Here is a 20850-nt window from a genome sequence, read left to right as displayed (position 1 = left end):
AAAGGCCAAGCACAGCAGTACTTGGCCTTAGGCTAATATTTATAATGCTTTACTTAGCTTTTTTCCGTTTCTTTTTTCGCCGTTAAGTTCGCTGCATGAGGTAAATCATGTGCTGGCATTGGCTGGTTATCATGTTTTAAGTAGTTATCCATCCAACGCATTAAACGTAAGCTGTAATCGTACTTGGCAGCGGCACGTTTATTACCATGGCCTTCACCTGGGTAATAGACTAAACGCACGGTTTTGCCCCGTACTTTCATGTAACGGTACATTTCCATAGATTGTGCTGGATGCACGCGTGGATCGGCTTTACCGTGCATAATGAGTAATGGTGTTTCAGATTGCTCTACCCAATAAATCGGACTGCGCTCTAAATACCATTGCCATTTGTCCCATGGGTATGAGCGAGCATGGACCAAATTCATTTCGTTGGAAATATCGGTAGTACCAAATTTAGATAATTGGTTAGCAATGCCAACAAACATGACACTAGCGGCAAAATGCTTAGTGAGTTTAGTTGCACCCCAAGCGGAAGCATAACCACCGTATGAGCCGCCAGTGATACCCACTTTTTTCTCATTCACTAAACCAATATTAACCAGGTGGTTTTTAAGGTCGACCAAGTCATCAAATTCTTTACCGGCGTAATCATTTTGCCCCAGTTTAGAATAGTCTACGCCTTTACCTGTGCTACCACGGTAGTTAGGGTGAAATACCACGTAACCTTGTGCTGCCGCTAATTGGCCAGGACGAGAGTAAGCGGTTAACCAGCCATCTTTATCATGGCTTTCTGGGCCACCGTGTACTGACATGATTAATGGATAACGCTGACCTTTTTTGTAATCAAGAGGATAAATTAACACACCACCAATTTCAACACCGTCACGGGCTTTAATAGTAAGGCTTTCTTGTTTCGCTAATGAAACATCATTTAACCAAGTATTTGAGTCAGTTAAACGCGTTTGTTTTTTTCCGCGCAGCATAAATACTTCGTTAGGATGCTGAGCACTGTTGGCTTTTACCACAAGGGTTTTGTCTGAGTCAGAAATACTCAAGTTAGCGGCGATGAATTGTCCACCAGCAACGATTGTTTGGTATTTGTTAGCGCCAGGCTTTATCTTGGCAACAACAGACTGGGTGCCTATATTGGCGATAAAATATAATTCATTGTGCTTATTAGACCATTCAAAATCACTGACGTGACCGTTAAAATCTGGTAACCAGTTAGCTACTTTTCCTGAGCTAACATTCGCTATAAATAAGCGACCTGTTGCTGGGTCATGCTGGTCTTGAGCACCAAGTAAGGCAACATATTTACCATCATAGGAAAATTCTGCAGCGCCTAATTTTCCTGCGGTAGCAAAAGAAGTCTTAACCGATTTTTTAGCGATATCAACAATGTGCCATTGTGACTTCATGTATTTGTCATCAATTAAGGCAGTAGGTTGAGTTTTTACTAATAACTCTTTACCTGTTGGCGAAAAATGAACATCAGCAACATAACCCTTGATGTCCCATGCTTCAGGCGTGAGCGCTTTATCAGACTGAGTAAGGTCGATTAGGTATAAAAGTTGATTGCTTAGCTCTTCTTCGAAAACTTCCGCTTTAAAGCCTAAATCGTGTAGTTTTTTAACTGATTTATCTTTGGCTTTTTTTGCCAAGATAGCAATTTTTTTATTATCATTGCTCAGCGCATAATGAGCAATGTTGGTGTCTTTTAAGTGCACGGATTTTTGTGCTTGGCCACCATTGACCGGGATTTGATAAAGAGCAGTGAATTTATCATCATGCATTTTGGCTAAGAAGTAAATTAATGCACCATCAGCAGACCACTGAATACTTCTAACATTTACTTTGCCAGTAATAAAAGCACGCTCTACGCCTTTATCATTCACTAGATATAACTCAGTCCAATTTTTACCGTCTTTTTCAACATAGATTTCCCGAGGAACTGAGCGAGTATAGGCAATATATTCACCACTTGGGCTTACTTGTGCTTGGCTAACGGATTGCAAGGTGGCCAGGTTTTCAGCGGTAATAACTTTGCTTGTTTGTTCAGCTGTGGCGACTGAGCAAGTAAGCAAGCCAAAACTGAGCGCTAAGGCTTGTTTTAACGAGTTTATTTTTAGTTTCATTTCTAGTCCTAGAGGTCTATTTGAAAAATTTCAACGTCCTGAGTTTATGTTTTTTTGAGCGTGAAACCAATGGGAAATGTATTAAATTCGATGAAAAGAGTAAAAATCGAGATTAAATAGAGGTTACTCGTGGGTATTTTGTCAAATTTATTAATTAGCACAAATTGACAATAAATTAAGGTAATAATATGTAGCGACTAAGTAAAATAACAAGGAGAAGAAGAAAAATTATGACAACTGACGCAAGTACCGAGATGAAAAAAAACGTTACTTTATGGCGAGGTTTTAAAAATATTTTTGGCTATCTCATGGCGTAGCGTTACTGGAGTGAGCAAACTATTAAGTGCTTATTGCCTGAAGAAAAGGAACTTTCTACTCATGAAGTTTGGCAAGCGACGGCCGTTAGTGACCTTTAAATTTAGTTGTTTAAATTTAGTTAACACTTGGTTTATACTGTTTACGGCATTATCAACAATTTGTTCGTTTATGTTTAAAATATACCCGCAGGTGTTAATTGTTTTTTTACTGTTTTTTCCTTCTTTGTTACTTGCCAAACACGAGCTGCGTGTTGGTGTCGGTAATTTCCCGCCATTTTTTATCGAAGCGGAAAACAAGGGTTTGTTTCTTGATATAACCCGAGAAATATTTAAGCAATTGCCTGAATATGAAGTTCAATTCATTTTTATGAGTAATCATAGATTGCTACATGAAATTAACAGCGGCAAGATTATTGACGTCGCTTGTAATATATTTTCTGCTGCAAAAGTGAATGGTTATTTATCTGCGGCGCTTTTCCGTTATACCGATGTGGCTGTGTCTAAGAAGGAGCATGGTCTTGAAATCGAAAGTATCGACGACTTACAGGCATTTTCTATCGCCGCTTATCAAGGGGCAACCGATCTCTTGGGTGAGCAGTATAAAAAAATGGCATTGGCTAATGTTAATTACTCAGAGCACTCCCACCCTAAAGAGACTACTTATTTAATGGCCGCGGGCCAGAAAGATATTCGAGTAGGTGATATTCATATATTCTTTCATGACTTAGAGCATAAATATTACCAAGGAAAGACACAGATAAAGAAAAGTGACTTTAACATTCATCACTTATGGCCAGATGTGTATTCGCATATGGCCTTTAAAGATGCCGACTTAAGGGATGCGGTCAATAAAGTGATAAAACAGCTTAAGCACGATGGCACTATTGAAAAAATCTATGCTAAATATCAAATACACTAAGTGTGCGCATAAAGAGTAAAGCATAAAAAAGTCAGCCTACATAAGTTATGACAGGATGACTTTATAAAAGTAAATTAGCCTAAGATATTAGGCTGATTTTTTACGGAAAATAAGCAATAAAATTAAAAGCTAGCTATTTAAACCTAGCTTGTAAATAGTCGCATACTCGCGGTAAATAACGCACGGATACCAAAAGCCTCACCACCTAAGGGGCGACCAGGATAACTATGCAGCGGCGAACATCTACTGTACCTAATCCGCCTAGCCTATTTAAACCTAGCTTGTAAATAGTCGAACACAGCACGGATAGCAAAAGCCTCGCCACCTAAGGGGCGACCAGGATAACTATGCAGCGGCGAACATCTATTGTACCTAATCCGCCTAGCCTATTTAAACCTAGCTGGTAAATAGTCGCATACTAGCGATAAATAACGCACGGATAGCAAAAGCCTCGCCACCTAAGGGGCGACCAGGATAACTATGCAGCGGCGAACATCTACTGTACCTAATCCGCCTAGCCTATTTAAACCTAGCTGGTAAATAGTCGCATACTAGCGATAAATAACGCACGGATAGCAAAAGCCTCGCCACCTAAGGGGCGACCAGGATAACTATGCAGCGGCGAACATCTATTGTACCTAATCCGCCTAGCCTATTTAAACCTAGCTTGTAAATAGTCGAACACAGCACGGATACCAAAAGCCTCACCACCTAAGGGGCGACCAGGCAAATGACGAACATTAAAAGCCATAACATCAAAGTGTACCCAATCGGTCTTTTCAACAAACCGCTGTAAATATAATGCGGCAGTAATAGCACCGCCAAAAGGCTGGGTTGGGCAGTTAGTCATATCAGCTATAGTGCTTTGGAATAAATCATCATAAGGCTTATGTAACGGCATACGCCATACCGGATCGCTAATTTTACTGCCGGCAGAAGTGATCTCGGCAGCAATTTGATCATTATTGGAGAAAAATCCCGCTATTTCAGTGCCTAAAGCAACACGCATAGCACCGGTTAAGGTGGCAAAATCTATGATCAATTCAGGCTCATCGTTTTCTGCCTCTGCTAAGGCATCACATAGCACCAAACGACCTTCGGCATCGGTATTATGAATTTCAACAGAAAGACCTTTACGCGTAGTAACCACATCGCCTGGACGAAGGGCATTGCTTGACACCGCATTTTCTACCGCTGGAATTAATACTCGTAAATAAATGGGTAAGTTATGTGCCATGATCAGCTGCGCTAAACCTAAAACATGAGCAGCTCCGCCCATATCTTTTTTCATATTACGCATGCCAGCAGCGGGTTTCATATCTAAACCACCACTGTCAAAACAGACACCTTTACCAATAAGTGTTACTTGTGGATGACTTTTATCACCCCAAGTTAAATCGATTAAACGCGGGGTATTAATACTGGCGCGACCTACCGCATGAATAGTGGGGTAATTATGAACTAATAGCTCGTCACCAATAATTTGTGTAACTGCACCATTAAATGTCTCAGCAAGCTCTAACGTAGCTTGGGCTATATCTACTGGCATCATATCGGCAGCAGGAGTATTGACGAGATCACGTGTTAAGGCGGTTGCTTGGGCAAATTTAATGGCGCTGGCAACTATCTCCGCATTGTTAATCGCTAAACTAGCTAATGTTTTATCTGACTTGTCGGTGATATATCTATCATATTGATAAGCACCAACTAACCAACCAAAACTGATCGCGGTAACGTGTTCGGCTTGTGCTTGCAATAAATATTGACCTTGGGGTAACTGCTTGATTAAGTCGCCACAAGCAAAATAATCATGCGCATCAGTAACCACGAATAAAGCTTGGCTTAGCTTACCTTGGTTATTAGGGATAAGGGCTAAACCATCACCTTTGTACTGGGTGTTTTCTAACCAGTTCTGACAACGTTTATCTTGCTTTTCAAGCCATGCTGGATAGGCTGTTTTTTCAAGGATTATTAACGCTGTACCGTTGTTTTCTGCATTCAGTAAATTATTCATGAGCATCCTTTGTCTGGCATTTTTATGCATGGCTTGATTGTAACCTAAGCACAGTAAAGCGGAAGCGTTAGCGCTCAAAAGAGAGCACTATTTGACAAAATAGAGGTGAAATTGATATTGCAGCAGAAGCTTTATCCGGGATGTTTTTTATACAGTCCTAGAGTAAGACATCTTTCAGCGTAATCTTGCCATCTTTATTGACTTTACTCATTTGAGCCATAAATAATTCGGCGGTAGCAATAGCATCGTTGAGGGCATTATGGCCATGGTGCTCGGGTAATTGTATTTTATGACGTAGGCTGGCAAGGCGTAATTCCGAGGGATCATAAGCAACATCGCGTTTATCTAAACGGCGCTTAGCCAGTGCCAGGGTATCTATCATAGGGAAACTGGGTGCCATGCCATAAAGCTCATAACAAGCTTCAGTCAAAAATTGTTTTTCAATGCGAGCAAAATGTACCAGCATAACTTTACCCGCCAGTGCTTGCAGTAAAGATGCCACCACAGTTGCTAAGGCTTGCCCTTGCTCTTTTTGGCTATCAGTAATGTGATGAATAATGACATTACTTTCTTCAAGTTGTGCTTTGCTTTTGATAATTTGATGGTAGCTGGACTTGAGTGAAATTTGTTGCTGTTGAAGGGTGATATAACCGACACTCAGTAATTTATCTTGTTTGGCATTAAGGCCCGTTGTTTCAAAATCCACCGCCAAAATAGCGACTTTATCAATGGGAGTATTTATATTGGGTAAAGGCACAGATAAAAAATCATGTAACACGCCAGCCGGTGCTTTTTTTAATAACAGTTTACGCTTGGCTTCATAACCCAGCAGCCAAGAGAACATCGGTGAATTAATTAAGGTTGTACTGGGCATTAGTAGCTCGATTGTCTAGCATCTTGTAGATTTTTAATCACCTTAAAGGCATCTTTAAGGTGCCCCTGCTCTAACTTAGAGATTTCTTTCGGTGACAAATAGTTATTAGCACTCTTGCCACGCATTAACTCTTTCGCTTGATGCTCTACTCTGAGCATACCTAAAAACTCATAAGCATCAATTAGGTTTTCCGCTGATTCTTTACTTAGCGAAGGTGTGCCCGCTGCCTGTTGAATTCGCTCAATGGTATTTACCGCACTAATACCTTCAGATAAAGCATAAATTCTCGCCAAATCGACCACTGGCGCTATGCCATTATGTTTCAAATCGAGAGTGGCTCTATGTTTACCATTGTGCTTTAAAACAAAGTCGCGAAAAAAGCCCAGTGGCGGGCGTAAGTTTAAGGCGTTTTTAGTTAAATGAGCGATAAATAGCGTGTTGCTTTGGGTTTTATGGAGTAGTTTTTTTCTTACCTGGTTAAGTAAAGACGCATCACCATAAACGGTCTCTAAATCAAAGAAGATAGTACTGTTTAATAGTGCTTTTGGGCTAGGTGTCTCAACCCAATCGGTAAAGTATTTATGCCACATTTTTTGTGGCTGGCGCCATTTAGGATTAGTGGCCATAATATCGCCGGGACAATAGATAAAACCACACTCAGCTAAACCATCACAGACAAAAGTAGCGAGACTTTCAAACCAAGCATCATCATAAGGCTTCATGGAGTTGCAAATAATAATGGCATTATCTTGATCTGAATGCGCTAACTGCTCTTGTCTAGCTTGCGATCCCGCAGCAAGCCAAGCATAGGGTACCGGCGCTTGGCCATACTTATATTCGGCCATCGCAATTAAGCGCTTAGTAAATGCCATGGTAATAGCGCTGATACTCTTACCAACGTGGTCGGCACTGCTGCCTAGTTTTGCTAGGCGAATTTGCAATTTAGGTAATAACTGACTGATTTCTTTTAGCTCAGCAATGGTACGTGCTTTGTGGATAATGCTCGACAAATTAATGGCATTATGGCCTTCGTTATTAATCAAATCCGTGACAGTAACCATACCAACTAGCTGGTCATGTCGGGTGACGGGCAGGTGATGGATATGTTTAGCCGTCATCATCATTAACGCATCATAAGCGTTGCTTTTCACATCAATAGTATACATATCGCGGGTCATAATTTCGCTAATGGCTGCACTGGTTGCTAATCCGGTAGCGACACAACGGCGACGGATATCTTTATCAGTGACGATGCCAACGGGATTTTCTTTGTCAATCACAACTAAACAGGAATAGCCCTCTTCATTCATTTGCATAGCTGCTTGCTGAATGGTTTTTTCAGCATTAATCGAGGCGATAGGACTTTGGTAGAAATTACTGACGGCAGTATTCATCAAGGAGGAAGATAGAATGGCTTCTTCATTTACTTGAGTCATTTTATTTTTTAAACGCTGGGCGGAGTTTTGGCTAAAATAATCGCTAATACTAGGGAAACGTGCTCCTATTTCATCTAAGACAGCGGCCTTGACGCTGTAGAGCAAACAATCTTCATCGGTTTGAACTTGTAGCGGGCTTTCGGAGGTGATTTTACTATTACTTAGTGTCTGCTCATCGTGATGATAAAAAGCGTCACACAAGTCGCCTTCACCCAAGCGGCTGACTAATTTACCGTCAGAGGAAAGGCAGCTGATAGCCCCTTTGCGCAATATATATAATCTCGGCTCGTTAACGCCTTTTGGCGGCAGATAGTCACCTTTTCGCACATAATTGATCGTTAATTCCCGCACCAGCTGCGCCAATACCTGCTTAGGCAAGCTATCAAAAGGCGGAATGCTGTGAATAAACGTGCTAATTTCTGAAAGTTCAGTAGCCATGTTTTGCCCCGTCATCTAGCCAGTAATGATCAAATATCAAGTAATGGCGTTAATTTAGAGTTTTGTTGCGGTATAGACAAGAATTATCGCGCAAACCTAGACTAAAGTTTTATTTTAGAAAAACCCACAAGTATCAGCTGATGAGTAAAAATAGACTAATTACTCAGTTGGGCTCAGGCTTATGCCTTTTGTTTCGATCTAGACTAAAGGCTAATATCCCGTCAAAAAAAAGCTTGCTAGATTAATTAACAGTAAAAGTTGCATATGGATTTTTGCCACTGTCATCTAAATTTTTTGTTGGCAAGTGACTGAAATCTATAGCCACACTTTCACTAGAACTATTACAACTTTTTATAACGCTTTATAAAAAAAGGCGTCAAAGCGCAATAAAACTATAAAACGCTAATTAACGTTATACATTCGCTAGGAGAACATCGTGGAAGAAAATAAAGAAACCTATTGGTCGGAGAATCTTCGTCTGATCTTTATCTGTCTCACCATCTGGTTTGTAGTTTCATTTGGTTTAGGTTTACTGTTAGTTGAACCATTAAATGAATTTCGTCTAGGTGGCTACAAACTTGGTTTTTGGTTTGCCCAACAAGGCTCTATTTACGCATTTTTAGGTTTGATCTTTTGGTATGGTGCCAAAATGAACAAGCTTGATAAAAAATATCACTCGGAGGACTAAGCATGGAAGAGTTAAAACTATATACTTACATTGCCGTGTTCGGCACATTCGCCTTATATTTCGCTATTGCTTGGTGGGCTCGTGCGGATTCAACCAGTGATTTTTATGTTGCTGGTGGTGGTATTACGCCATTACAAAATGGTATGGCTATTGGCGCCGATTGGATGTCGGCAGCGTCGTTTATTTCAATGGCTGGCATGATTTCCTTTATGGGCTACGGCGGCTCAGTATTTTTAATGGGTTGGACTGGTGGTTATGTCTTATTGGCTTTGCTGTTAGCGCCATATATGCGTAAACACGGTAAATTTACCGTACCTGAATTTATCTTCGATAGATACTATTCTAAAACTGCCCGTGTTGTTGCGGTTGCTTGTTTAATCATCGCTTCATTAACTTACATCATTGGTCAAATGAAAGGTGTCGGTGTTGCTTTCTCTCGTTTCTTAGAAATTGACTATGATAACGGTTTATACATTGGTATGTTCGTTGTTTGGGTATACGCAGTACTTGGTGGTATGAAAGGTATTACTTATACACAAATAGCCCAATACGTGGTGATGATTTTTGCTTATACTATTCCAGCGGTATTCATTTCATTACAGCTTACCGGTAACCCAATTCCACAGCTTGGTTTAGGTTCAACCTTAGCTGACGGTAGTGGCATGTACTTACTTGATAAACTTGATTTAGTAGTAACTGATTTAGGCTTTAAAGAGTACACCACAGCTAACTTAGGTAGCACAGTGAACATGTTCGCTTACACCTTATCTCTGATGATAGGTACTGCCGGTCTTCCTCATGTAATTATGCGCTTCTTCACTGTACCTTCAGTACAAGCAGCACGTGCTTCAGCGGGTTACGCTTTAGTATGTATCGCTTTACTTTATACCGTAGCTCCGGCAGTTGGTGCTATGGCTCGTTTGAATTTAATGAATACTATTGAACCAGTAGCCGGTCAAAACCTTGTTTATGACGAGCGTCCACAATGGTTTAAAGATTGGGAAAAAACCGGTCTGTTAAAGTATGAAGATAAAAATGGTGATGGTAAAATTCAATATACGGCTAATAATACCGATAAAATCATAATTGATGAAAAAACGGGTAAAGAAATACTTATTAATGAAATGGTTAAAGTTGACCGTGACATTATGGTACTTGCTAACCCGGCTATTGCTAACTTACCTAACTGGGTTATCGCCTTAGTTGCCGCGGGTGGTTTAGCCGCCGCACTGTCAACCGCTGCTGGTTTGTTATTGGCGATATCCTCCTCCATCTCGCATGATTTAATGAAGGGTATATTAACACCAGACATGTCCGAGAAAAATGAGCTGTTATCGAGTCGAGTGGTGATGACCATCGCAATAATCGTCTCGGGATACTTAGGGCTGAATCCGCCTGGATTTGCCGCAGGTACGGTCGCCTTAGCCTTTGGTTTAGCGGCATCCAGTATCTTCCCGGCACTAATGATGGGTATTTTCTGTAAGAAAATGAGTGGCCCAGCGGCAGTGGCAGGTATGTGTTCAGGTATTGGTATCACTATGTTATACGTGTTCCAACATAAGGGTATTATGTTTATCCCAGGTACTTCGTTCCTAGGTGGCATGGAACCTAACTGGTTCTTCGGTATTTCACCTAATGCCTTTGGTGTCATTGGTGCGATAGTTAACTTTAGTGTTGCCTTTGTGGTATTACAAGTGACTGGTCCTGCGCCTAAGCATATTCAAGAGATGGTTGAAAACATGCGTATACCATCAGGTGCTGGTGCCGCACACGATCACTAGAGTTTAGTAGTGATTAGATGTGACTTAGCTCACGCCAAGTTAAAATACAAAGGCTAGACGACTGTTTCTCCTAAAGTCGGCTAGCCTTTCTTTTTCTAGCGTTATTTGTTTTAATGTCTTTAGAGAACTAAATGTTTTTTTAAAGAAAAAATATAAGAAGATACCCTATGAATAAACACACAAGGATTGCCTTTATCGTGGCCCCTTTCCTAGCTGTTTTTGGTTTTGTTGGCGCTGATTATTATGAAGAGGCGGTTGCAAACGACAGTAAACTTATCACCTTATCTCCAGATGGGCACTGCGATATTATCAATCAAAGTTGTGTACTGAAATCGGGTGAGTTTAAAGTTAACATTTCAGATGATGCTGGCGTGACTGAAGTGAACGCTACTTTTCCGCTTGATAGCGTGACACTATTTTTAGTCGATAAACACGATAAAGTGACACCTTACCCTTTAGGCATGCAAAAAAGTCCTTATTATTGGCGCAGTCATACTGAGTTGCGTAACTTAATCAGCAATAAAGGTGATAGTTATAAATTACGTTTAATTGCCAATATTAAAGGTGGTCAGTACATTAGCGAGTTTTACACGCAAACAGTGAAGTAAGCCCATAACTCTGCTGGTAAGTGGCCAAAAAAATACAGTCGTAGATGAACTAGTAACAGTGACTCATTTTCTCAAGCTATGCCTGACTTATGAGATACAAAAGGGCTTTGTTGTCACCATTTTATCCGGTGATATTCAGTTTTTTTCCTGCAACTTAATGGCAAGCTTAGTGAGTAGGCTGCCTCGATAAAATGATAGATGCTGATGAAATCTTGCCTGAATTTACCGCCAAGATGAGTTTACCTAGCGTAAGCTCCATCTTATCTCACCTATATTACTATTTAATACCTTGGCACTGTCTAGCTGCTTTAACCACGCGTAACTATTAGCTGTTATTGCTGATAGTTTAGGTTAGCGCAGCAATGAAATAAACCCCCTGTTAATCTTAAATGTCGCCTTGATCATAGCTGCAATAAGCACTTCCTTGCTAGTCTCCAGCGCGCAAGTGATATTACACAGCATTACAACCTATTGATATTCTATTGAATATGCGTAAGCTAAATGGGAATGCCATTAGTGAATGATAGTGGTAACCATGAAATTAATTACACTTATCTGTTTGATAAATAAGGTAATTTAAATCATGTTTATACAGTGAATAGCTGTATGTTTACCATGTGATTCAGTTTGTATTATTACTATACCTAGTTTTTAGGAAAAGGAGTGTCTTCAATTCGACCAAGAATAAAACCCAAACAGACCATTTTATTTAAGTTTTCTTTTGGTTTAAGTCTGCTGTTTTTAGTGATGATCGTGGCAACTTATATGGTGGTTGATCTCGTCGTTAAAGAATACCTAGTCAATAAAAACAAGGAGTTGATTGACGAGACAGGTGCGCGTATCGTGTCCGAAATATCATTACGTATTAGTGTTGCGGAAACTTTAGCTCGAAATTTGGCCGCCGTAGGGGAAACATTACCTAAAGATCCGCAACTATTCCGCCAAGTTATTCCTCAGATGCTTGATATGCAAGAAAACCAAGACTTTATTGTCGGTGGTGGCGTGTGGCCTGAGCCTGAACAGTTCACCACTGGCGTAACGCGACGTAGCTTCTTTTGGGGTCGAGATAGCTTGGGTAAATTGCAATACTTCGACCAATATAATGATGCCGAGAGTACTGGTTACCATTATGAAGATTGGTATGTGCCAGGTCGTTATAGCAAACCAGGGGAGTGCCTCTGGTCCAAGTCCTATATGGACCCATATACATTGGCGCCGATGGTAACTTGCACCGTGGCGATGTTCGAACAGCAAAATTTTTCCGGCAATGCCACGGTTGATGTTAGTTTACAACAACTCAATAGGATATTGCGCGAGGGTAGCGCTAAACTTGACGGTTACGCTTATGCCGTCGATCGTAATAATAAGTTTTTGGCCTTTCCCGATGAGCAGTTAACTAAAATAAGCAATCGAGATAATCATAATTTAACCCAAGAATATATTACGGTAAATCAACTAGCCGATAAGGTCGATTTTTTTCAGCCTATTGCTGATATATTGACTGAGATAAATCAATCTTTCATTCAGTCTTTAACAGAAAAAAATAGACTACTGGCTGAGGACATTGCTGAACAAAGTAAGCAGATATCACTCTCAGAAGCACAGTTAATTGTCGCCAATATGTTGCTGCTACGAAATCAGGGTGATGAGAGTCATGCTAAGACGATTTCGATGATAAGTAAGCAGGATTTTTTACTCGGTGAACCAGTGAACGTGTCGGTATTTATCATTCCAAAAACCCTGTGGAAGGTTATTGTGGTCACACCGCAGCAGGTGGCGATAAACAGCGCGAGTAAGGTGGCAAACCTGATCTTAATATTACTCACCGCAATCATGATTATCGCGGCTTTTTTCGGCTTTATTTATTGCCGACGTAGTTTAATCGTGCCTATGTATCAAATGGTCAACCAACTGCAGCAATCGGTACCAGAAGGGGATCATACTCACACAGAATTGCTTGATGACAGCAGACAGGATGAATTTGGTTTACTGGCTTATCATTTTAACCAAGCAAAAATGGCGTTAGATAGGAACAACCGAGATCTTACACTACAGATAAATGAACGTAAGCAGGCAGAACAGCAATTAAAACATTTGGCACTGCATGACCCTCTGACGGGTTTGCCTAATCGGTTATTATTTCAAGATAGGCTACAGCAAGCGATAGCGCTGGCTAAACGTCATGGGCATAAATTTGCTGTATTTTTTATGGATTTAGATAACTTCAAGATAATCAATGACACCATGGGTCATGAAGTCGGCGATGAATTACTTAAAGAAGTGGCACTGAGGCTCTCTGAAACCGGGCGAGACATGGATACGGTTGCGCGGTTAGGTGGAGATGAATTTGCTTTCATTATTAATAAGATTGATACCATTGCAGACGCGGTGAACTTTGCTCAGCGATTCAATAAATTATTGAAAACACCAATAGAGGTGAATGGCAACAATATAAATATTGGCAGTAGCATCGGGGTAACTATTTATCCTGACGATGCCGATAATAGTGAGGAATTGCTACGCAATGCCGATATTGCCATGTATCAGGCGAAGGATGATGGTCGTAATACCACCCGTTTCTTTACTCGTGAAATGAATGCTAAATTGCAACAAAACAAGGAGATTTTGACTGATCTAGCGGAGTCTTTGACTCAAGGCCATTTTGAACTTTATTATCAACCGATTTTTACGATCGATCATAAAACACTGGTAGGCGCCGAAGCGCTGATGCGCTGGCATCACCCTGAGAAAGGCATGATCCCACCGGATACATTTATTGCCGTTGCTGAGCAGAGTGGCTTGATCAATGAATTGGGTGATTGGGTTTTGGCACAGGCATGTCGTGACATAAAAACCTTTGTCAATGCGGGAATATCAGCGATTAAGGTAGCGATTAACATTTCACCGGTACAGTTTAGACGTAAAGATTTTTTACAACAAATGCTGCTGATCCTAGAACAACATGATGTTAGCGCCAATTGTATCGAACTTGAAATCACCGAAGGCGCAGTGATGGATAATGTAGCCCAAGCCATCGATATGATGCAAACCTTGCACGATGCAGGCTTTCAGTTGGCAATGGATGATTTTGGTACCGGTTATTCTTCGCTGAGTTATTTAAAGCGATTTCCGATTCAAAAGGTGAAAATAGATCGTAGTTTTATTTCAGATCTTGAAAATGATGAGGATAATAAATCCATTACCACGGCGATTATTCAGATGAGCCACTCGTTAGGATTAGATGTACTTGCCGAAGGCGTAGAAACAGCGGCGCAACTGCAATATTTACAGGGCGAAAAATGTGATTTTGTGCAGGGATATTATACCGGCAGACCTATGCCAGCCAGCCAATTTATCGAAACATTTAAGCGAGCCAAGGACACTAGCTTAGCGAACAGAGCAGGGATTGTCTCTTCTATAACAACGTGAGCAAAGTAGCGCTATTCAGGGCTTTGTAGCGAAAAGTCATGTAACGGATATTAGAGCCTTAATGTGTTGGAGTCGATATAGGCGCTATATCCATCCTTTGTTCGGCTAAAGCTCATAGCGACTAAAATTAGCAGTCGCTAACATAATGCCAGCGAGATAATATCGCCTTTTTAGTAGCAAAACATTCATCATTAGACCCTGAAATTTACCGAGTGCAGCCCTCAATTGCCATTTATTGAGCCAGGTTCAGCTTGTTTAAGTTTTTGTCAGCACTTGCACCGTAGCAGTGCTCAATAGTCATCACCCTAGTGCATCAACTAACAGATATAGAGATGTAAACCATATAACTACTTGTTATATAACTATTAATTTAGTTGGCACTTAGCTTGCTCTACTTATACCATGTTGAATAGAACCTTGGTGGCAACTAAGCCTTTGCTAAAGCGTTTTATTCTATTCTCGCACTATGAGTAGGATTGTCCTTATGAATACAAATAAACAGCTGTTGAGCAAAGCTAAAATTGTTGTGGTTGGTAATGGCATGGTTGGCCATCACTTTGTTGAAGAAATGGCTAAAAATTCAGATTATCAAATAACAGTGCTCTCGGCAGAATCACGTTTAGCTTATGATAGAGTGCACTTATCCGAATACTTTGGTGGCAAAACTGCCGAAGACTTGGCGATGACCACGCCAGAACATTATGACGAACTTGGTGTTACTTTTAAAACCAATGCCAAAGTGATCAAGATTGATAAAGTCGCTAAATGTGTCACGACCGAAAGCGGTGCCACATATCACTACGACAAGTTGATTTTAGCAACAGGCTCTTATCCATTTGTGCCTCCTATTCCCGGTAAAGATCAAGATCACTGCCTAGTTTATCGTACCATTGATGATTTAGAAGACATAGCAAATAGCGCTAAAGTGAGTAAAGTCGGTGTCGTTATTGGTGGTGGTTTATTAGGTCTAGAAGCGGCAAATGCTATCAAACAATTAGGCCTACAAACACACGTTGTTGAATTTGCTCCGCAGTTAATGGGCGTGCAAATTGATGGCGGCGGTGGTCGTTTATTAAAAAGTAAAATTGAAGAGCTGGGCGTGCAAGTGCACACATCCAAAGCCACTAACGTCATTGAAAAAGGTGATAGCTGTCGTTATAAACTTTGTTTTAACGATGGCAGTGAATTAGAAACCGATCTAATTTTATTCTCCGCCGGTATTCGTCCTTATGACAACCTTGCCCGTGAATTTGATTTAGCTATTGGTGAGCGTGGCGGTATTGTGGTCAACAATCAATGTCAAACCTCAGATGTCGATATCTATGCCATTGGTGAGTGTGCCTTATGGAATAACTTTATTTTTGGTTTAGTTGCGCCGGGTTATGCCATGGCGAAAGTGGCAGCAAAACACATTGGCGGCGTAACGGGTACTAACGGAGAGTTGGCTGAATTTACTGGTGCCGATATGAGCACCAAATTAAAGCTAATGGGCGTAGAAGTTGGCTCTATTGGTGATGCTCACGGTAAAACAGAGGGTTCATTAACTTATACCTATGAAAACCAACCTGAAGGCGTTTATAAGAAAATTGTGGTATCGAGCGATAAAAAAACCTTACTGGGAGCTGTGCTTATTGGGGATACCAGTGACTACGATACCTTGTTGCAATATATGCTTAATGCCATTGAATTACCTGAAGCGCCAGAAGGTCTTATTCTACCAATGGCGGCAGATAAGCCAACCTTAGGTGTGGATGCCTTACCTGATACTGCCACCATTTGTTCATGTCATAACGTTACTAAAGGCGACATCATAGCCGCGATTGATTGTGGCGCCGTTGATGTTGGTCAAGTGAAAAGCGACACTAAAGCCGGTTCTGGTTGTGGTGGTTGTGCCGCCCTAGTTAAAAGTGTTGCCGATAACGAGTTTGAAAAACGCGGTCTTGTTGTTAAAAAAGACATTTGTGAGCATTTTGCTTATTCACGTAAAGAGCTGTTTGACATTGTCAGTGTTGAAAAAATTAAAACCTTTGATGAACTCCTTAGCTCGCACGGTCGTGGTTTAGGTTGTGAGATTTGTAAACCGGTAGCGGCTTCAGTGCTGGCGTCAGTGTGGAATGACTACATTCTTAAAAAACCACATTTATCATTACAAGACACCAATGATACTTACCTAGGCAATATGCAAAAAGATGGTACTTATTCAGTGGTACCACGTATTGCTGGTGGCGAAATTACTCCAGATAAACTTATCGTTTTAGGGCAAGTTGCTAAAAAATATAATCTCTATACCAAGATTACTGGTGGTGCACGGGTTGATTTATTCGGCGCCCGTGTTGAACAGTTACCCCCCATTTGGCAAGAGTTGATTGATGCTGGTTTTGAAACCGGCCATGCCTACGGTAAATCATTACGTACCGTTAAATCTTGTGTTGGTTCTACTTGGTGTCGTTACGGCGTGCAAGATAGTATGAGCATGGCCATCGATTTAGAACACAGATACAAAGGTTTACGTGCACCACATAAGATTAAATTTGGTGTTTCGGGTTGTACCCGCGAATGTGCTGAAGCACAAGGTAAAGACATAGGTATTATTGCCACCGAAAATGGTTGGAACCTTTTTGTCGGCGGTAACGGTGGTATGAAACCACGTCACGGTGATTTATTTGCCACCGATTTAGATGATGAAACCTTAGTGAAATATATTGATCGCATTTTAATGTTCTATGTACAAACGGGTGACAGGTTACAACGTACTTCAGTTTGGCTGGAAAACTTAGCAGGCGGTTTAGCTTACTTACAAGACGTTATCATGAAAGACAGTCTAGGTATTACCGATGCGCTAGAAGAGCAAATGGCGACAATTGTTGGTAGTTATCAATGTGAATGGCAGACGACCTTGGCAGATCCTGAAGCATTAAAACGTTTCCAACCTTTTGTTAACTCAGATAAAGGTGATAGCAATATTCAGTTTGTTACTGAACGAGAGCAAATTCGTCCAGCACGTGATGAAGAAAAAATTGCGGTAACCATCATTGACGCTACAGAAAAAGAAGCAGTAGCTGAAGACGCTTAAGAGGAGCACAAAAAAATGACTACAACTACCAATAAAACATGGCGCACAATTTGTGACTCAAGTGACTTAGTAAAAGATTCAGGTATCTGCGCGTTACTTGCTGATGAAGCCGGTAATGAAGAACAAATTGCCATTTTTCACCTACCTAACAGTGAAGAAAAAATATATGCCGTTGGCAACTACGACCCTATAGGTAAAGCTAATGTTTTATATCGCGGTATTGTTGGCTGTATTGCCGATGAACCTGTGGTTGCTTCGCCCTTATATAAGCAACATTTTTCGTTAAAAACAGGGCGTTGTTTACAGGAAGAGCAGAGTATTGCTGTCTACGATATACGTATTGAAAACGAACAAGTGCAAGTTTTTTATTAACTTGTTCTTTCATATCGTTTTATTAATACCTTGTTTAGGAGCTCAGTATGAGTTTATTAATCGCTGATTCACCACATGTTTCACCTAGTAGTGAAAAAAAGATGCCATCACTTATTCAGAGTACCTGCGCCTATTGTGGTGTTGGTTGTGGTGTTGATATTGCGGTCGCCGATGGCAAAGCTACATCCTTAACTGGCTCAGCTGATCATCCGGCAAACTATGGCAAGTTATGTGTTAAAGGCAGTAACTTACTCAATACCATAGATTTAACGAATCGCTTGTTGGCGCCTGAAATCGGTGGCAAAAAAGTTAGCTGGCAACAAGCTACGAATTACGTAGCGGAAAAATTCAGCGATATTATTAAAGAGCACGGTAAAGATGCCGTTGCTTTTTATGTCTCCGGTCAACTCTTGACCGAAGACTATTATCTGGCCAACAAATTGATGAAGGGTTATATCGGCTCAGGCAATATCGATACTAATTCCAGATTGTGCATGTCGTCGGCAGTTTCTGCTTATAAGCGTGCCTTTGGTGAAGACGTTGTGCCTTGTACTTATCAAGATCTTGAGCAAACAGACTTGTTATTACTGACCGGCTCGAACGCCGCGTGGACACATCCGGTTTTGTATCAACGTATTGAGCGTGCAAAAAAAATCAATCCCTTGATGAAAGTGGTAGTGCTTGATCCCAGAAAAACAGCTTCCTGTGAACTAGCCGATAATTTTATTCAATTAAAACCAGGCAGTGATGGTGCATTTTTTAATGGCTTGTTGAACTATTTAAGTGAAAATGGCGGTTTAGACGCTGACTATATAGCGAAAAACACCGAAGGTTTTGCTGAAACACTGGCACAAGCCACAACGTGGTCAGTGGCGAAAGTGGCGGAATATTGCCACGTTAGCGAGCAAGAATTAACCGCGGTTTATCAGTTGTTTTGCCAGAGTAAAAAGGCGCTAACCTTCTATTCTATGGGTATTAATCAATCATCTTCTGGCGTCGATAAGTGCCAAAGTATTATTAACTGTCATTTAGCCAGCGGAAAAATGGCTAAAATCGGCTGTGGCCCTTTTTCAATTACCGGGCAACCTAATGCCATGGGCGGTAGGGAAGTCGGTGGCTTAGCTAATCAACTGGCGGCCCATATGGATATTGATAACCCAGCACATCAAGATAAAGTGCAGCGTTTTTGGCAATCACCGACCATAGCCACTAAGCAAGGCGCTAAAGCCATAGATATGTTTGATAAAATTGCTAGCGGTGAAATTAAAGCAGTGTGGATAATGGCCACCAATCCTCTGGTGAGTTTGCCCGATCGCGACAAAATTGCCGCAGCGTTGAAAAAGTGTCCATTAGTGGTGGTATCTGATTGTGTTGACGAAAATGATACCTTGGCTTTTGCCGACGTGAAACTGCCAGCGACACCTTGGTTAGAAAAAAATGGCACAGTGACTAATTCTGAACGACGTATTTCTCGTCAACGTAATGCGGTTTTACCCGCAGGACAAGCCAAGCATGATTGGCAAATTATCCGTGATGTTGCCCAAGCCATGGGTTTTTCGGGCTTTGATTTTGCAGACGTTAGCGATGTTTTTAAAGAACATGCACAATTAACTCACTTTGAAAATAATGGTGAGCGCTTGCTTGATTTAAGTGGCTTAAGCCAATTAACGGCGCAAGAATACCATGAGTTGACACCGATACAATGGCCGGTTAACCAGCAATACCCGCAAGGTTGTGATCGCGTTTATGCCGATGGACAATTCAATACCGCTTCCGGTAAAGCGCAATTTATTGCGGTGAGTCCTCAGCTGCCAAAACAAAGAACTTCCGAGCAGTTTCCTTTTGTGCTTAACAGTGGTCGTATTCGTGATCAATGGCATACCATGACCCGCACGGGTAAAACCAGTAAGCTGGTCGCACATACCGACAAACCTTATCTTTATCTGCACCCCAGTGATGCGAAGAAGTTAGCGGTCGTTGATGACGATATGCTTAACATTATCGCCAGTACGGGTCACGCGATTGCCCACGTCAAGGTAGATGATAAACAGCGCGCGGGTGAATGTTTTATGCCAATACATTGGAATAAAAGTTTTGCTTCCCATGCTAATGTCAGCGCTTTATATCAAAGTATTGTTGACCCCATTTCAGGCCAAGCCGAGTGTAAGCAAGGCGCGGTGGCGTTAACGAAAAAAAGTTATAGTCAATATTTAAGCTTGCACACAGTGAGTGATGTTGAATTAACTGCAGATTTTTGGCTGAAAAATACCACGGCTTACGGTGATGCTTATCAAGCCGCGTTTGATGAACCTATTGTCGATGCCATGTTGTGGTGCCAAGAAACGACCGGTTTATCTGGAGAATGGTTGCAATTTAATCAAGACAGTCAATCCTATATTGTCTGCTTGCAAGCGGGAAAATTAGTCGCCTTAGCGTACTTCTCTCAGCAATGGCCAGTGTTAGATGTTAGCTGGCTTGAGCATGTTTTCAGTGAAGAAACATTGGAGTTTGCCACCATACAATCGCTATTGTTGGGCATTGCCAGTAATGAGTTTAATCAAGGTAAACAAGTGTGTAGTTGTTTCAATATTGGTGAAAAAACTATTGTTAATGCCATAGCGCAAGGTTGTACTAGTGTCGATAAATTGGGCGAACAGCTGCAATGTGGTACTAAGTGTGGATCATGTAAGCCGGAATTGGCTAGCATGATTAGTTTGCATATAGCTTCAGAACCCTTGGCTGTAAATGAACTCGGTGCGGGTTGAT

Annotated in this window: 12 protein-coding genes; 8 read left to right on the top strand and 4 right to left on the bottom strand. The window is 41.2% G+C overall.

What is annotated here, in order from left to right:
- Positions 1-53: 53 nt before the first annotated feature.
- Positions 54-2135, bottom strand: a complete 2082-nt coding sequence (locus ASU03_RS17445) for a S9 family peptidase (RefSeq protein WP_057833065.1) — start codon at positions 2133-2135, stop codon at positions 54-56.
- A gap of 486 nt (positions 2136-2621) precedes the next feature.
- Between ASU03_RS17445 and ASU03_RS17440 the strand changes: the two genes are divergently transcribed.
- Complete coding sequence (locus tag ASU03_RS17440) at positions 2622-3371, top strand: substrate-binding periplasmic protein (RefSeq protein WP_057833091.1); 750 nt, start codon at positions 2622-2624, stop codon at positions 3369-3371.
- 652 nt (positions 3372-4023) lie between these two features.
- Here the strand turns inward: ASU03_RS17440 and ASU03_RS17435 are convergent.
- From ASU03_RS17435 to ASU03_RS17425, 3 genes are all read right to left on the bottom strand, one after another.
- A complete protein-coding gene (locus ASU03_RS17435; protein ID WP_057833064.1) occupies positions 4024-5385 on the bottom strand; it encodes a leucyl aminopeptidase family protein in 1362 nt (453 codons plus the stop codon).
- Positions 5386-5542: 157 nt separating this feature from the next.
- On the bottom strand, positions 5543-6259 hold the full coding sequence (locus ASU03_RS17430) for an exonuclease domain-containing protein (RefSeq protein WP_231731630.1): 717 nt from the start codon (positions 6257-6259) through the stop codon (positions 5543-5545).
- Positions 6259-8133, bottom strand: a complete 1875-nt coding sequence (locus ASU03_RS17425) for a putative nucleotidyltransferase substrate binding domain-containing protein (RefSeq protein WP_057833063.1) — start codon at positions 8131-8133, stop codon at positions 6259-6261. The genes ASU03_RS17430 and ASU03_RS17425 overlap by 1 nt, the downstream gene beginning before the upstream one ends.
- Positions 8134-8569: 436 nt before the next feature.
- Here ASU03_RS17425 and ASU03_RS17420 point away from each other — a divergent pair, with 436 nt between their 5' ends.
- The 7 genes from ASU03_RS17420 to ASU03_RS17390 all read left to right on the top strand — a co-directional run bounded on the left by ASU03_RS17420 (position 8570) and on the right by ASU03_RS17390 (position 20849).
- A complete protein-coding gene (locus ASU03_RS17420; protein ID WP_057833062.1) occupies positions 8570-8821 on the top strand; it encodes a DUF4212 domain-containing protein in 252 nt (83 codons plus the stop codon).
- Positions 8822-8823: 2 nt separating this feature from the next.
- Complete coding sequence (locus tag ASU03_RS17415) at positions 8824-10602, top strand: sodium:solute symporter family protein (RefSeq protein ID WP_057833061.1); 1779 nt, start codon at positions 8824-8826, stop codon at positions 10600-10602.
- A 167-nt stretch (positions 10603-10769) separates the two neighbouring features.
- Positions 10770-11210, top strand: coding sequence for a hypothetical protein (locus ASU03_RS17410; protein ID WP_057833060.1), 441 nt, complete (start codon positions 10770-10772; stop codon positions 11208-11210).
- 663 nt (positions 11211-11873) lie between these two features.
- Positions 11874-14639 (top strand): bifunctional diguanylate cyclase/phosphodiesterase, encoded by a 2766-nt coding sequence (locus ASU03_RS17405; RefSeq protein WP_057833059.1) that lies wholly within the window; start codon positions 11874-11876, stop codon positions 14637-14639.
- 484 nt (positions 14640-15123) lie between these two features.
- A complete protein-coding gene (gene nirB / locus ASU03_RS17400; protein ID WP_269433039.1) occupies positions 15124-17712 on the top strand; it encodes a nitrite reductase large subunit NirB in 2589 nt (862 codons plus the stop codon).
- Positions 17713-17727: 15 nt separating this feature from the next.
- On the top strand, positions 17728-18084 hold the full coding sequence (nirD, locus tag ASU03_RS17395; RefSeq protein ID WP_057833057.1) for a nitrite reductase small subunit NirD: 357 nt from the start codon (positions 17728-17730) through the stop codon (positions 18082-18084).
- A 47-nt stretch (positions 18085-18131) separates the two neighbouring features.
- Positions 18132-20849, top strand: a complete 2718-nt coding sequence (locus tag ASU03_RS17390; RefSeq protein WP_057833056.1) for a nitrate reductase — start codon at positions 18132-18134, stop codon at positions 20847-20849.
- The last annotated feature ends 1 nt before the right edge of the window (position 20850 follow it).

The organism is Colwellia sp. TT2012, assembly GCF_001440345.1.
In the GTDB taxonomy this organism is placed as follows: Bacteria; Pseudomonadota; Gammaproteobacteria; order Enterobacterales; family Alteromonadaceae; genus Colwellia.
Note: the sequence above shows the minus strand (reverse complement) of the source record. Positions and strands in the feature narration are given on the sequence as shown.